A 14463-nucleotide genomic window follows, 5' to 3' on the forward strand; every position below is an offset into this window, starting at 1 on the left:
CAAGCCGGATTCGATCATTGGACTACGGGCGACAGTCTTGCAAGCTGCTCCTCTAAAACCTTCCAAGCTGCCTCTCAGTTGTGCGTTTAACACAGTCACTTGACGTGGCATAAAGTTTGAGAAGAGGTCGCCGTTGCGAGACATATGCCAGCTTCGAGGGGACGAACCTGACGTAAATATGCGTCCGGCCGAGAAGGACTCACTGTCAAAATTGCTGGGCGACCTCCGAATGATTCAAAACAACAACGTTGATCTCGGCCATGTACGATCACAGCCATCAATGCGCCGACGGTATATTTTGGGATGGATCATCGTCACGTTCATCTCGTTAATTGACGCGTTTTGGCTTGGCCTGAGCGGTCACTCAGTGAATTGGGCTAGTATCCTCGTCACTTGCAGGGGCGCAGCCATGCTGATTTGCCTTGCTGCGATATTGCGAGCGCTGAACGGTGTCAGTCGCTATCGACTTGTTACGGCCAAGCTGCATTACGGTAGGGTATCGGACACTGCTGCATGGTGCGCCTTACTCGTATGCTTTGTATCAGCCACCTGCGTCCTTTCGTACCTCTGCGTCTCAATTAACGCACCCCTTATCGAAACCAGACTGATCGCATTTGATCGTGCGTTCGGGTTCGATTGGGTAGCTTTCTATAAATGGGTGCAAGCTCATCCGTATGTTAAAAAAGCATTTCAATTTTCTTATGCGAGCGGTCAGTGGCAACTGGTAGCGCTACCCCTTATTCTCAGCTTATTCGGAAGGCGCGAAGCGGTCTCTGAATTCTTCTTTCTCTTATTGATCGGAAGCATTTATCTTCTGTTGATCTCGACGCCCTTTCCCGCGACAAGCGCATTCATCCATTTCAATGTTGACGATCCCAGCGCGACCGCAACCGTGTCCGACTTCGCGTTGCTCCGCAATGGGTCATTGCAAATGATCGACATTGCAACCGCGCAAGGTCTTGTGTCGATACCATCCTTCCACACCGCATTGGCGGTCCTGTTCACGTATTCGCTTCGTCGGCTTCGCCTACTGTTTTGCATTGCCATCCCGCTTAACGTGGTCATGATTCTATCCACACCGACGCAGGGTGGCCACTACCTGGCGGACGTCATTGCGGGACTTGTCCTGTCGGTGCTAACTGTCCAAACTTTAAACCGCATAACACATCGGGCGACCGTGGGTTCGACGGCCGCCGCCACTTTTTCGGCTCGAACAATCGCACAGGCCGCCTCGGAAAGTCCGCTTTAGAGCTGGTACGGTGTCTCCTTCGGGCCCGTGTGAAAACGCATTGATCGCCTAAACTGAATCAACGCACTGAGACCGGGTGAGTCATGAAGCGATTCATTGAAGGCGATGATCGCAAGGGCCTCGTGCCTGATGAAGATCGGGACAAGTCCTGAATTCCGCCCGAGCGCGTCATGGGTTTCCAGTGTCGTCAAAGCATTGAAACAGGCTGGCGAGCGCAGCCCTAAAAATCGCCCATCAATCAGGAAAACAGAGGGTGCGATTGATTGAAAAACCTTCGGGGGAAATCGGCCCCAGCCCTTATGCGGAGGGGCCGGAATTGCAGCGGTGTCCAACCGCGGCTGGAGTCGCGCTGTCCGTAACCGGCATCCGCTTGCGCTGCTGCTGGTCGATATCGACTACTTCAAGATGCTCAACGACTGCTACGGGCATCCTGGGGGGACCGCTGTCTGGTTTCCGTCGCTCGCGCGCTGCAATCCGCGTTGCCGCGCAGCGGCGATCTGCTCGCGCGCTATGGCGGCGAGGAGTTCGCGGCAATCCTGCCTTCAACCGATGAAGCCGGTGCACGCCTGGTAGCTCTAACGATGCAGGAAGCGGTTCGCATGCTCAAGATCCGCAATGAAACCTCGACAGGACCCTTTATGACAGTAAGCGTCGGCATTGCCGTGTTCGAACCGCCGCCAGGCGCCCCGGCAGACATCATCGAGGCCGCCGATCGGGCGCTCTACCGGGCAAAACAGCGTGGCCGCAACCGCATCGAAGCGACAGGGCAGCTCGATTTTCAGCGCAATGACACGCAGTAGCACCGATCCGCGCGTGTCGTTCCTCCAGCGCTGCACACGTTCCGGCATCACCGTTCCGTTTCGCCTCGTAGTACGCTTTGAAGTCGGCATTTTGTTGAAAGCGATTCAGCCATTCCAGAATCATGAGCGTATGTATCGCCCGTTCTGGCAGCGTAGCGAGATCAAACTGGCCATCAGAATCGCGGGTTTTCACGATGTGCGAGGTCACGGGTCGCAATTGCTACTGGTTAACGCGAACGCTAACAGCGTCAAAGTGCTGTGCTCTGCGTTCTATCGCCTTTAGGTGGGACCTCTCGTCGGCGCAAGAGGGCGCAAGTTGACACCGCCACTCTGTGCCAACCCGGCAGGAAACCATCGACAGGGAGGGCGTAAAGATTTCTCCATCCTTGTCGATATACTGCCTGAAGTACCCCCATCGTGTGGCAGGCTCCTCGTTCACCCCTAATGACACTTGTCTTCCGGCCTATACAGGCGGTATCGGGCTCGCGAACTCGACCGAAGACAGCAAATTTGATCGAACCATTGCTAAATGCGGCCGACAAGGTGCGCTGCTACGCCAAGGAGCAGGCTGAAATCAGGTGGTCGCATATTCCCGCGATGATTCAGGAGTCCGGTTGATGGTAAGCAACGACTGACAATTAATGGCTGAACTGAAAGCAGGCCGAATGCAAACGCAATCCGGAAGACCATGATTCGAATCACGAGTTCCCTTCTGGCAAAACCGGCCCTGTTCATTTTCGCTGGGCTTGGTATCACTCTTGCCACCACGGGCGTCACGACAGTCTCGCTGTACGAAATGAGGCTGGACGCAATGGCGCAGGCCCGCGATGCCGCAACGAACCTCGTGCTCTCCCTGCAAAAGGAGACCGAGCGTAATCTCGACATCTACCAACTTGCAATGCGGGATGTCGTGACAAGTTTGGAGAGCCCCGGCATCCTCCAACTCGCTCCCGATGCCCGGCGGCTCGTTGCTTTCAACGCTGCCAACAATGTAAGGGAACTGGGTGCGATATTCTCGGCAGATGCTGCCGGCAACGACATTCTCGACTCCCGTTGGGTTCTTCCACCAAAGTTAAATGTAAGCGACCGCGATTACTTTCAGGTTCAACAACAGCAGAAAGGGACTGGCTTGTATCTCAGCAGGCCCTTTGTGCCACGCCTGGGCAACTCTGAGCAACCGTCGATAGCGCTGAGCCTGCGTCTTGATGATACAAATGGCCACTTCGCGGGCGTTGTTGCCGGCACGCTCCGGCTAAGCTATTTCCACCAGTTATTCGAAGACGCGATAATCGGCGTTCACGGAACCCTTACCCTGTTGCGCACGGACGGGACTGTCCTGATGCGGCAACCTTATCACCGGGACGATATAGGCCGCACTCTCGCCGGCGGCCATTCCTTTCCCCCGCTCGTGCAATCCGATTACGGAACCTATGTCGACGTTGCCGTGCTCGACCACATCGAGCGCCTATACAGCTTCAGGCGGATCGGGAGCTATCCACTGGTAGTGGTCGTTGGCTTGGCGACCAAGGATATCTACGCCGGATGGCGTAAGCGGGCGTTTGCCATTGGTATTGTTACTGCGATACTGGATGTGCTTACCATCATGCTGTCTCTGATGTTCAGCGGGCAATTGCGTAGAAGATTCGCAATGGAACATCAGTTGCAGACGCTGGCATGGTTCGACGCTTTGACTGGCTTGCCCAACCGGGCACAACTCAGCAAGGAAACACTGCGCATCCTGACAGACGCCAGCCGGAATTCGTCACAGTTCGCGATACTGTTCATTGATCTGGACCGCTTCAAGCGCGTCAACGACACGCAGGGTCATTCTGCCGGTGACGAAGTGTTAAGCGAAATCGCGCGGCGTCTCCGGAATTACGTTCGGGGTGAGGACGTGATCGGTCGCCTCGGTGGAGACGAGTTCCTGGCCGTACTGCAAAATTGTGATGTGCATAGGGCAGCCCACGTAGCCGGGCGCATCCTGCAGGCCCTGTACCGGCCTATCACCGTCAACGCAAAGTATGACACCAGCGTCACGCTCAGTGCGAGCATCGGCGTCTCACTGTATCCGCACGACGGGCAGGACGCCGATACCCTGCTGCGTAACGCGGACATGGCGATGTACAAGGCGAAGAGCACGGGACGTAACCAGGTGCATTTCTATGCTCCCGTGTATGAGCGTCAAGCCAAAGAACAGCTCGAACTGGAAATCGCGCTGCAGCGAGCTTTGCAAGCGAGAGCCCTGAGCGTCGCCTACCAACCCAAGGTCGATGTGACGGGAACACTGCGTGGAGCCGAAGCCCTGGTTCGGTGGAACGACGAGAAACTGGGGATCGTTCCGCCAGACCGCTTCATTGCCATCGCAGAAGAAAGCGGCCTGATCGCAGAACTGGATGCCTGGGTGCTGGACGAGGCCTGCCGTCAACTCGCTGAGTGGCGCATCAAGGGCATCGATGTACCAAACATATCAGTGAATGTCTGTGCCGCGGACTTCAAGAGTCCTGATTATCCAGGCTTTATCACACACACCTTGCAGGCTCATGGTCTGGAGCCTGCAAACCTTATCCTTGAAATGACCGAGCGAGTCATGTTTGATGAGTCGCTCGATGACATTCGCACATCGCTCGATGCGATACATGCCCTTGGAATAGCGCTGTCAATAGATGACTTCGGTACGGGCTACTCGTCCCTGAGCTATCTGCACCGGTTCGCCGTCAAAGAACTGAAGATTGACAAAAGCTTTGTGCGGGGCATCGGGGTCGATGCAATGGCCGAATCTCTGGCACAGACTGTAATAAACATTGGCAACGTGCTGAAGCTGAGTGTCATCGCTGAAGGCGTGGAAACGCAAGCACAGCGCGACTTTCTTCATAAACACGGTTGCCTTATGTACCAGGGATATTTGTACTCGCCGCCGCTACCACCGGAAGACTTTGCGCTCTGGGTAGAAACGCATCGGCAGCAAACACCAGTACGCGAATCACGCTAAGCTCTGTTCGCATTTCCACGAGAAACCCGAACGCGCAGGCACGCGAATTCTACGCCACGATGTATTTGCACCGACCGGCCGTTGCGGGGTGCCATGGGTTGCTGCCGGCTCATTGTGGCAGATCCAAAGAAGTCCTGAAAACCCGGCAAAGCCTCTAGCTTGCTGGTTTTTTTGTCTTTTACCTTCTGCCGCCGGGCGGAACCACGGAAATGAATTGCGCTCGGCTTTCATATCGTCGCGGTGACCGTTACAACTCGCTCTCGCGTATCACCAACGCCGCTGCGCGCCTATAAATCCTGCCGAGAAATCCGCTACGATCCGCATCGATCGTCACTGTTCCCCGCAGCCGTTTCGTGATCGGCGCGGACCGTCCGGCCGGCACGAGTGTCGCGCGATAGATGGCTGATTCCGGCACGAGCTTGCCGTCGCGATCCTTGCGCACCGCTACGCCGCCACCGTTGACGGACGCAAGATCCTGGACGTCGAGCGCGCGCACTGGCGCCGTGCCGACGCTCGCCACCGTCAGCTCGACCGGCGCATCACCGTTCTCCGGATAGAAACGGCCTCTCGCGCCCGGATGCACGCGCGCCAGATCGGACTCGCCAATGTATGCCTCGACCACCTGCGAAGACGGATCGATAAGTACTCCCAACACCTCGCGACGCGGCAGCCACTCGCCTTCGCGCAGCGTCAGCGGCACGTCGGTAATCATGCCGGTGAAGGGTGCACGCACGGTGAGCAGCGCCTCCTGCGACGCAACGTCGTCAAGTGACGCCAGCGCCCCCTCCAGTTCCTGCTGGCCAACGCCGATCATGCTTGCCTCTTCGGGATCGAACGACTGTCCTTTCATGCGTGCCTCGACCCCTGCGAGCGTCGCCACTGCCACAGCCTTGTGATACGCGACTGCCGGCGACGCAAGCACGAACATGGAGTCGCCAGCGGAAACTCGCGTGCCGTTGCGTGGCAATTCGGTCACTCGACCCGGTTCCGCGACGTACAGCGTAGTCTGCCGCGCGGCGCGCAGCAGGGCTGGCGCGGACACTTCGTGCCGCCACGGCACGATCAGAAGCAGCAGCACGATGGCCAGCACACCGAAGGTAACCGTCGCGCGACGGTGGGGCCGCCCTTCGCGAAGGCGCCTCAGCCAAACGACGATTTCCCCGACGATTGGCCGCGCCAGAAACCAACCGATTTCGACGCACATCAGAAACAGTCCGAGCGCCTTGAACGCCATGTGATAGACGACCAGCGCAATACCGAGAAAGAGCGAGAAACGATAGACCATTGACGCAATCGACCACGCGATCAGCACCCGCCGTTTGGCCCGCGGAAAATGTTCAGGCGGCGGATCCCCGAGTCCGAACAGCGTTTCGCGCAGCCACCAGCGGCCCATCGCAAAACCGCGCTCCTGCAGGTTCGGGACGTCGAGGTAGTCGGAGAAAATGAAATAGCCGTCGAAGCGCATCAGCGGATTAAGGTTAACCGCGAGCGTCAGCAGCCATGTCGAGCTTGACAGCAGGAACGCGCCGGTGCGCAACGCTCCATCAGGCAACACCGACCACGCGAGCGACGCGACGATAGCCAGCGTGATCTCGGCGAGCATGCCGGCGGCATCGATGGCGAGGCGTTGCCGGCGGTCGGTCAGGCGCCACGCGTCGGTCGTATCGGTCCACAGCACGGGCCACAACACGAGCAATGCGACGCCCATCGCCGGCACGCGGCAGCCGAGCCGCTTGCACATCAGCCCGTGCCCGAGTTCGTGGATTACCTTGGCGGAGGCGAGCGCAATCCCCACCAGCAGCGCGCCCTGCAGCGAAAAGAGATGCAGCAGGCTGTGCGTATAGGCGGGCCACTGGCGACTGATCAGATAGAACCCGAGTGCCGCGAAGAACCCGAGTGTCACGACGAAGCCCCGTGTGAACACCCAGTTCATGTGCGCCACGGCGGCGCCGAGAAAGCGATCGGGATTGAGGAGACGGAACTTGATCGACAGATAGTTCTTCAGCAACCAGCGCGGCGCGGACAGGCGCTTACCGTCGGTTTCCGCGACGAAACGCGCAATCGCCCCGTCGCCGCGCGCCGCGAGCAAGCCCGCGCGATGCAGAAATCGCAGCACGTCCACGACGTCGTCCGCGCTCGCGCGCAGGGTCGTTTCCGCAGACACCGCCCGTGCAACCGCGCCGGCTTCAGCGAGTTCCCAGCGCGCGAGTATTTCGAATTCGAGCCAGCCGATGCGGATGAAACGATGCCGCGCCGGATCCTGGAGCGTCCATGTCGGGCTGCCATTGCCGGCGGACGCGCCGGGTAGCAGCTTCAGGTCCTCGCGCAGCGGCGGTAACCCGATCGGCTGAACGGGCTCGTTGGGAATCGTGAAGGCGCTGCCGTGCGGGCTCAGATCGACAGCCATTCGCGCACCACTGCCATCGGTCGTCGCAGCAACCACAGCGCCAGAGCGCGGCGCGGCCCATAGATCTTGGCCGTTCCCTTCAAGCCAAGGCGCGGCGTAGCGCTACTCGGGTCCAGCGCCGCGCGAAAGGCGTACGACATGACACCGTCCGCCGTCACCGTGCTCGCGTAGCTTGCGAACACCAGCTTGCCGTAGAGCGGCTCGTCGGGCGTCAGGTTATTGAAGAACACGACCTCCGATCCTGGTGCGAACGACACCACCGACGCCTCCGGTACTTCAATCTGCAGTTGCGTGCGCGCCGGCGAAGCAATCATCATGATCCGCTCGCCGAGCGCCACGGGCTTGCCGATCCATTCGCTGGTGTCGTCGAAGACCGCGATACCGTCCGACGGTGCAGTGATTGCTGCCCGGTCAAGCATGTCCTTGTCGTAGGCGAGTTCGGCCTGTTCCTGATCGACCTTGCTCGCGAGCATCGCGAGGCGCGCCTTCGCCTTGTCGTCGCTCATCGCCTGTTGCGACGTATCGCTGTATTCCTCGCGCGCCATATCGAGCGCTTTTTGTGCCACCGCATAGCGTGTCTGCAACTGCTTGCGCTCGAGCGTCACGAGCGCTTGCCCAGTGTGCACCGGTTGGTTCGGCGTAACCTGCAACGCGCCCACCACGCCGTCGAACGGCGCGCGCACCGGCGCCGGATCGACCGGTGTGATTTCAGCAGGCGCGAGCACCGATTCGCGCACCGGCAACAACGCAATCAGCAATACCACCGCGGCTGCAATCGCAAGCGGCCGGCGCTTGGCCGGCAGGCGCCGCCAGAAGCCGGCTTCCCGCACCCGCTGATGCAGCAGCAGGCTTTGCGCATAGGTGCCCGCGAGCGCGTCGAGCAGTTGCCGCTCGCCATCGTTCCACGGGTCGGCGCGGCCAAGCAACATGCTGCCGACCAGCACCCCGTCGCGCCACGTCAGCGGGCACCACATCGCTTGCGCGGGGAACCACTCGGCCCATTCGCGCGCAAGCGCGTCGGGCAGGTCGGCGGCGCTTACGACATGCGATTCGCGGGCCTTGTCGCCGCGTGCTATTGCAGCGAACACGCGCGCGAGCCACAGGTAGTACGGGCCACCTTCGTCGGCCGCGGCGACACCGGACAATATCAGCGGTGCGCTGCCCGTCGCGGGGTTTTGCCACAGCGCGCCCTGCTGATACGCGACAATCCCCGCCGTCTCGTTGACGATCAGGAATTCCAGTTCGCTACGGCTCGCCGCGCGCGCCCGCTGCTCGAGTTGCAGCAGCGCGCCGAGGCGCAGCAATTGATGATTGAGCGCGTGACCAGGATTCGGATGGTTCATTGCAGCGCGTTCATTGCCGCGCGGCCACGGACGCGCCCGCGGACAGCACGAACAGAGCGCGGCCGCTCATGCCTGGCAAGAGGGTATCGGGAGGGTTCTCGATGTGGCCGTAGACCTTGACCGAACGGCTCACCGCATCAACCTTGCCGGACAGCCGGGTCAGTGTGGCGGGATAGGTCTTGCCTGTTTCGTCGATGGCGACGTTGAACGTGCTTCCGGGTTTGAGCCACGAGAGCCACATCGACGGCACGATCATTTCGAGGTCGAGATTCCGGTCGCTCAGCACGTCGAGCATCGGCGCGCCGACCTGAAGGAACTGGAAGTTGTGGGTGTACACGCTCGACACGCGTCCGCTGAACGGCGCGACCACAATGCAATTGTCGACCAGCGTCTGCGCGGTCTTCACGTCAGCGGCAGCCTCCTCTTCATCAGATGCGGCAACCTTGTATTCCACCTCGCTCGATGTGCCGAGCGCGCGCAAGCGCTGCTTGCTGTCGTTGACGGTCTTGCGTCCGTCGTACACGGCTCGCGCATGCGCGAGCGCGCCCTCCTTTTCCGCGCAGACAAAACGCGCGAGCACTTGCCCTTGCTTGAAGCGCTCGCCGTCGCGCAGCGGAAACTGACTAAGGCGCCCGGACATGGGCGCGCCCATGGTCGCGCTCGTTTCAGCGACAACCTGCACGCGGACTTCGGGTGCGGCCGACGACGCGGGCGTCGTAGCGACAGGCGTCGCAGGCACCTGCGCGGCCACGGCCAGTGAATTGCACAACGTGGCGCAAACCACTGCCGCGATACTGCCGCACGTGAACTTTGCTACTTTCGACTTCATCGGTTTCAACTTCGTCACCTCAACTTTGGATCATTTCGCTGCCGGCGCAATCTGCGCGGTAGCGATACTCGTCGTCTGCGCGATGGCCGGAGCCGCGGCGGTTGCTTTCATTGGCGCTGCAGTCACGGGAGTCTCTTCGGTCAACGCAGCCGCCACCGGAACCGCCGCACCTGCCGGAGTCGTCGCGGGGGCCGGCGTCAGCATCGCCAACTCGGGCAACTTGCCGGCTTCCCAGCCGGCGATCGCCGCTTTCACACGGCGGCTCAGCGTCGGCAAGTCGTCGGTGTCGGCGTTTGGCGGCACGAGGTCGACGCCGACCGACGTGTACAGGTTGGTCAGCGCCGTATGCACCTGTGCGATGGAACGGTCATAGGTGAACTCGGACACCATCGACGCCAGTTCGCGCCGCACGCGATCGGCTTCCGGCTCTTCCTGCGCCTGCGACGCGTTCGCCGACGCCACGCGAATCTTCTGCTCGACGTCGTTGATCTGCTTCGCAATATCGAGTTCCTGCGCCGATGCCAGGTAATCCTGATAACTCAGGTTCACCTGCGTCAGCACCGCGACGCTCAACGCGAGCCTGCGCTGGTGCGACACCTGGACGGAGGTCTTGGCTGCCGCGATCGCCTTCGGTCCCTCGATCAGGCTCATCAGGTTGAAGCTGGCATTGACGCCGAGCTGTGCCCAGTTCGGGTTGAACAGATAGCGGTTCGTGTCGTAGTTGAGGCTGCCGAGGATGCCGACACCGGGCAGCATCTTGATGATTTCCTTGTACACGTCCTGCTGATCGATCTTTTCCTGGTATGCCTCTTCGCGCAGTTCCGGGCGCATCGCAAGACCGATCTCCTCGAGCTTGCGTGGATCGACAGCGCTGTTGGGAGGGAGCATGTCCAGGTCCATCGGCGCGAACTGGATTGGCGTGTCGCCAGGCACATTGATCAGCGATGCAAGCTGCACTGTGGCCGTGTTGAGATCGGTCTGCATGTGCTTTAACTGACCGACCACAGACAGCATGTTCTGCTGATAGTCGAGTCCTTGCAGCGGCGGCACGAGGTTCTCGCGGCTCGCCTGGCGCCCCGCGTCAAGCATGTGCTGCGCGTCGACCAGGAGCGGCCTGAGACGCGGCAGCAGCCGGTCGGCGGCAACGGCCTTCCAATAGGCTTCCTGGGTACTCTTGACGAGGCCGTCGATCACCTTGCGGCGGCGCTCCACCGCAACGTAGGTGCGGTAGCCCTGCTGCTTCGCCTGGTAATAACTCACACCGAAATCGAGCAGGTTCCACGACAGTTCGAGCGACGCCGTCGCGTGCGAAGGTGACTCGGAGAACGAGTAGTCGAGGGAGCGCGCGCGCGTGAATTCGTCGATGCTTTGCGCCGCGTTATCGTTGTTGCGCCAGCTGTAGCCCGCGTTGGCCGCGAGCCTCGGCAGCATTTGCGCCATCGCGAGATCGAGTTGACGGTCCTGCAGCGTCTCCTCGGTTTTCGCGAGCTGCGCGTCGTAGTTGTACTTGAGCGCGCGGGCGATTGCGTCCGACAACGTCAGCGGTTCGGTCAGCGGCACATAGGTCGAGTACAGCGTCTTGTAGTCGTCCTGGGCTCGCTTCAGATGCTCGGCCTGCGAGATCGGTTCGGGTTTCACCGCGCACGCAGCAAGCAACATCGCGGACAGCAGCGTGGCTCCGGTTAGCCCGATGCGCCCCACGGAAACTGCTGCCTCGCGGTGCTGCACCGTGACTCGCGACGCTTTCGATCGGGCAACGCCGAGGCGGCTGCCGGTTGTATTTTTCATGCTTGCTATTCGCTTTTTATGAAATTAACTATCGGGATTCGACCGGAGCCACTTCGGCGATCGTTTCAACGATCTGCCGTGCTTGAAGGATCTTTCCAATGGGTCCCGCGTCACGCAATTGCGCCGAAAACGCCCGGCGGCCCATTTGAACGGGGGTGGTCATCGCTGCGTCCGCTGCCGCATCGGCCGCGCCATGAGACCCTGTTGATGCGACCGGCTGGGCTTGCGCGTGGTGCGGCTCCACGGACTGACGGGTACCCGGCAGCGGATGCTGCTGCGTCGTCGTGTGCCGGACCGCTTGATGAGGCAGTTCTGCGCGGGCAACGGGCTCCTTGACGCCGACGCGTTGAAGCATCTGCTCCAAATCGTCCGGCTCGCGGCCCACCGTGATCTGGAACGTCGCGTAGGCCTGGTTGCCGAACTGGTCGCGCGCGACGATCTCCACTTCGACCGTGCCGTGCGAACCTGCCGGTGGCGTCCCGGTGAAGGTCAGGTTGCGCGAATCGAATTCGACCCACTCCGGCAGCGCTCCGCCGCCTGGGGCGCGCGCATCGTATTCGAGCGTAGCGCCCGGATACGTGTCGTCGAAAAGGTTCGATGGCACTTGAATGATCGCGTGCTGCTCTTCGATCACGAAACGGTTGCCTATCGAGCCGGTCAGCCAGACCTGCGGAATGACCGGTTCGCCATACAGGCTGCTGCGGTGGCCGCGGCCTTCGGCCGGCGGCACAAGCGTGTCGTCAGGAAATTTGGAATTGTCTGAATTCGGATCTTCCTGCGTGCTGTTGCCGTCCGGCGTGTTGAAGCCCGGAATGATCTGCGGCGGTGGCGTCAAGAACGGCCGGTTGGTGCTCGTGACCTGCGTCGACAGCGACACGGTTGCGCCGCTGTAGCGCGTCGTGCCACCCACAGCACCGAGGTCGACACCCGTCGCATCGGTCACCGCACCGCTCGATCCGTCGATCAGCCGCACCGTCAGGCCACCCGGCGTACCGCTGAAGCCGCCAGACGGCTTAAAGCGCAGGCTATCCGACGACGCCAGGACGATCGCGTCTCCGTCGCCCAGACCCGAGGCCGGCACGTTGTTCCAGCTCTTGCCGCCGTCGCTCGAGTATTGCCACGTGCCCTGCGCCGAATTCGCACCGTTGCCGGTGATGGCGATGCCAGCCAGAGGGTTTGCCGTCGAGCCCGTCGGATTGGCGGCGCTTTGCTGCTGGTCGGCGCTATCGTTGAAATTGCCGCCGAACAGGTTGCCTACCTGGCCGCCCTGCGGATTCGGATCGCTGGAATTCACGGCACCCAGCGTGGCGCTGCCGCTTGCCACCGGCGCGTCGTTGACCGCCGTCACGGTCGTCCCGAGCTCGACCGTCGTCGCGCTGACCGCTGTCGCGCCGCCGTTGTGCGCGCCCGAGACATCCACGCCGCTGATCGCGGTGTCGCCGGTTGCCAGATCGGCGCCCGTCACCGAGCCGGTGACGACCGTCGTCGAGCTATCGATCAGGCGCGTGGTGAGTTGCCCCGGCACGCCGTTGAAGTCGGGCGCCGGCACGAAGCGCAATTGTGCCGACGACGACAGCACGAGCGAGTTCGAATCGCTCAGGCCGGTGGTGGGAATCGTGGTCCAGTGCGCGCCGTTATCCGTCGAGTATTGCCAGGCGCCCTGGCTCGAATCTGCACCGTTGCCGGTGATCGCGACGCCCGCCAGCGTGTTCGCCACCGATCCGCTTGGATTGCTTACGCTTTGCTGCTGATCGGCGCTGTCGTTGAAATTGCTGCCGAACAGATGGCCGACCGTGTCGGCTGGCGGCGCGGCGGTGTCTTCGATGGACGGCGCCAGCGACGCGCTGCCGCTGGCGAGCGGCGCATCATTGACTGCCGTCACGGTCGTACCCAGGTTGACGGTCGCCGTGCTGACCGCCGTCGCGCCGCCGTTGTGCGCGCCCGAAACGTCGACACTCGCAATCGCGGTGTCTGCCGCCGCCAGATCGGCGCCCGTCACCGAGCCGGCGACGACCGTGGTCGAACTATCGATCAGGCGTGTGGTGAGTTGCCCCGGCACGCCGTTGAAGTCGGGCGCAGGCACGAAGCGCAATTGCGCCGACGACGACAGCACGAGCGAGTTCGAATCGCTCAGGCCGGTGGTGGGAATCGTGGTCCAGTGCGCCCCGCTATCCGTCGAGTATTGCCAGGCACCCTGGCTCGCGTCTGCACCGTTACCGGTGATCGCGACGCCCGCCAGCGTGTTCGCCACCGAGCCGGTTGGATTGCTGGCGCTTTGCTGCTGATCGGCGCTGTCGTTGAAATTGCTGCCGAACAGATGACCGACCGTATCACCCGGCGGGTTGGAGTCTTCGCCGGCCGGTGCGAGCGTCGCGCCGCCGCTGGCGATCGGCGCATCGTTGATCGCCGCCACTGGCGTATCGAGCGCGACCGTCGCTGCGCTGACCGCCGTCGTGCCGCCGTTGTGCGCACCCGATACATCCACGCCGCTGATTGCGGTGTCGCCGGTTGCCAGATCGGCGCCCGTCACTGAACCGGTGATGACCGTGGTCGAGCTATCGATCAGGCGTGTGGTGAGTTGCCCCGGCACGCCGTTGTAGTCGGGCGCCGGCACGAAGCGCAATTGCGCCGACGACGACAACACGAGCGAGTTCGAATCGCTCAGGCCGGTGGCGGCAATCGTGGTCCAGTGCGTGCCGTTGTCCGTCGAGTATTGCCATGTGCCCTGGCTCGCGTCTGCACTGTTACCGGTGATCGCGACACCCGCCAATGTGTTCGCCACCGACCCGGTCGGATTACTCGCGCTTTGCTGCTGGTCGGCGCTGTCGTTGAAATTGCCGCCGAACAGATGGCCGACCGTATCGCCCGGCGGATTGCCGTCGTCTTCATTGGTTGCAAGCGTCGCGCTGCCGCTGGCGAGCGGCGCATCGTTGATCGGCGTCACTGTGGTGTCGAGGGCGACAGTCGCTGCGCTGACCGCTGTCGCGCCGCCGTTGTGCGCGCCCGAAACGTCGACACTCGCAATCGCGGTGTCTGCCGCCGCCAGATCGGCGCCCGT

At 61.6% G+C, this 14463-nt stretch carries 8 protein-coding genes and 1 pseudogene; 4 read left to right on the top strand and 5 right to left on the bottom strand.

All coding sequences use genetic code 11. The annotated features are described in order from the left end of the window. Positions 1 to 229: 229 nt before the first annotated feature. The 4 genes and pseudogenes from AWB69_RS41175 to AWB69_RS41195 all read left to right on the top strand — a co-directional run bounded on the left by AWB69_RS41175 (position 230) and on the right by AWB69_RS41195 (position 5038). A complete protein-coding gene (locus AWB69_RS41175) occupies positions 230 to 1249 on the top strand; it encodes a phosphatase PAP2 family protein (RefSeq protein ID WP_197500447.1) in 1020 nt (339 codons plus the stop codon). A 324-nt stretch (positions 1250 to 1573) separates the two neighbouring features. Further along, positions 1574 to 2049 (top strand): annotated as a pseudogene (locus AWB69_RS46530) (diguanylate cyclase). Between the two features lie 13 nt (positions 2050 to 2062). Beyond that, on the top strand, positions 2063 to 2332 hold the full coding sequence (locus AWB69_RS41190; protein WP_156529157.1) for a hypothetical protein: 270 nt from the start codon (positions 2063 to 2065) through the stop codon (positions 2330 to 2332). Between the two features lie 405 nt (positions 2333 to 2737). After that, positions 2738 to 5038, top strand: a complete 2301-nt coding sequence (locus AWB69_RS41195) for a putative bifunctional diguanylate cyclase/phosphodiesterase (protein WP_062092519.1) — start codon at positions 2738 to 2740, stop codon at positions 5036 to 5038. 247 nt (positions 5039 to 5285) lie between these two features. Here AWB69_RS41195 and AWB69_RS41200 read toward each other — a convergent pair whose 3' ends face one another. From AWB69_RS41200 to AWB69_RS41220, 5 genes are all read right to left on the bottom strand, one after another. Further along, positions 5286 to 7445, bottom strand: coding sequence for an HlyD family efflux transporter periplasmic adaptor subunit (locus AWB69_RS41200; RefSeq protein WP_062092520.1), 2160 nt, complete (start codon positions 7443 to 7445; stop codon positions 5286 to 5288). Then, positions 7430 to 8788, bottom strand: coding sequence for an efflux RND transporter periplasmic adaptor subunit (locus AWB69_RS41205; protein WP_062092521.1), 1359 nt, complete (start codon positions 8786 to 8788; stop codon positions 7430 to 7432). The genes AWB69_RS41200 and AWB69_RS41205 overlap by 16 nt, the downstream gene beginning before the upstream one ends. A gap of 10 nt (positions 8789 to 8798) precedes the next feature. Continuing rightward, complete coding sequence (locus tag AWB69_RS41210; protein ID WP_156529158.1) at positions 8799 to 9617, bottom strand: efflux RND transporter periplasmic adaptor subunit; 819 nt, start codon at positions 9615 to 9617, stop codon at positions 8799 to 8801. Between the two features lie 30 nt (positions 9618 to 9647). Continuing rightward, positions 9648 to 11405: a TolC family protein gene (locus AWB69_RS41215; protein WP_062092523.1), complete on the bottom strand. Its 1758-nt coding sequence runs from the start codon at positions 11403 to 11405 to the stop codon at positions 9648 to 9650. A gap of 28 nt (positions 11406 to 11433) precedes the next feature. Beyond that, positions 11434 to 14463 (bottom strand): putative Ig domain-containing protein (locus AWB69_RS41220; RefSeq protein WP_156529159.1); only part of this gene is annotated, 3030 nt, incomplete at its 5' end.

The sequence above is a fragment of the Caballeronia udeis genome (assembly GCF_001544555.2).
Taxonomy (GTDB): Bacteria; Pseudomonadota; Gammaproteobacteria; order Burkholderiales; family Burkholderiaceae; genus Caballeronia; species Caballeronia udeis.

Bases quoted from the DNA above. Each gene is read 5' to 3' on its own strand.
- AWB69_RS41175 (WP_197500447.1), top strand. From the start codon at position 230: ATGATTCAAAACAACAACGTTGATCTCGGCCATGTACGATCACAGCCA.
- AWB69_RS41195 (WP_062092519.1), top strand. From the start codon at position 2,738: ATGATTCGAATCACGAGTTCCCTTCTGGCAAAACCGGCCCTGTTCATT.
- AWB69_RS41200 (WP_062092520.1), bottom strand. From the start codon at position 7,445: ATGGCTGTCGATCTGAGCCCGCACGGCAGCGCCTTCACGATTCCCAAC.
- AWB69_RS41205 (WP_062092521.1), bottom strand. From the start codon at position 8,788: ATGAACCATCCGAATCCTGGTCACGCGCTCAATCATCAATTGCTGCGC.
- AWB69_RS41210 (WP_156529158.1), bottom strand. From the start codon at position 9,617: ATGAAGTCGAAAGTAGCAAAGTTCACGTGCGGCAGTATCGCGGCAGTG.
- AWB69_RS41215 (WP_062092523.1), bottom strand. From the start codon at position 11,405: ATGAAAAATACAACCGGCAGCCGCCTCGGCGTTGCCCGATCGAAAGCG.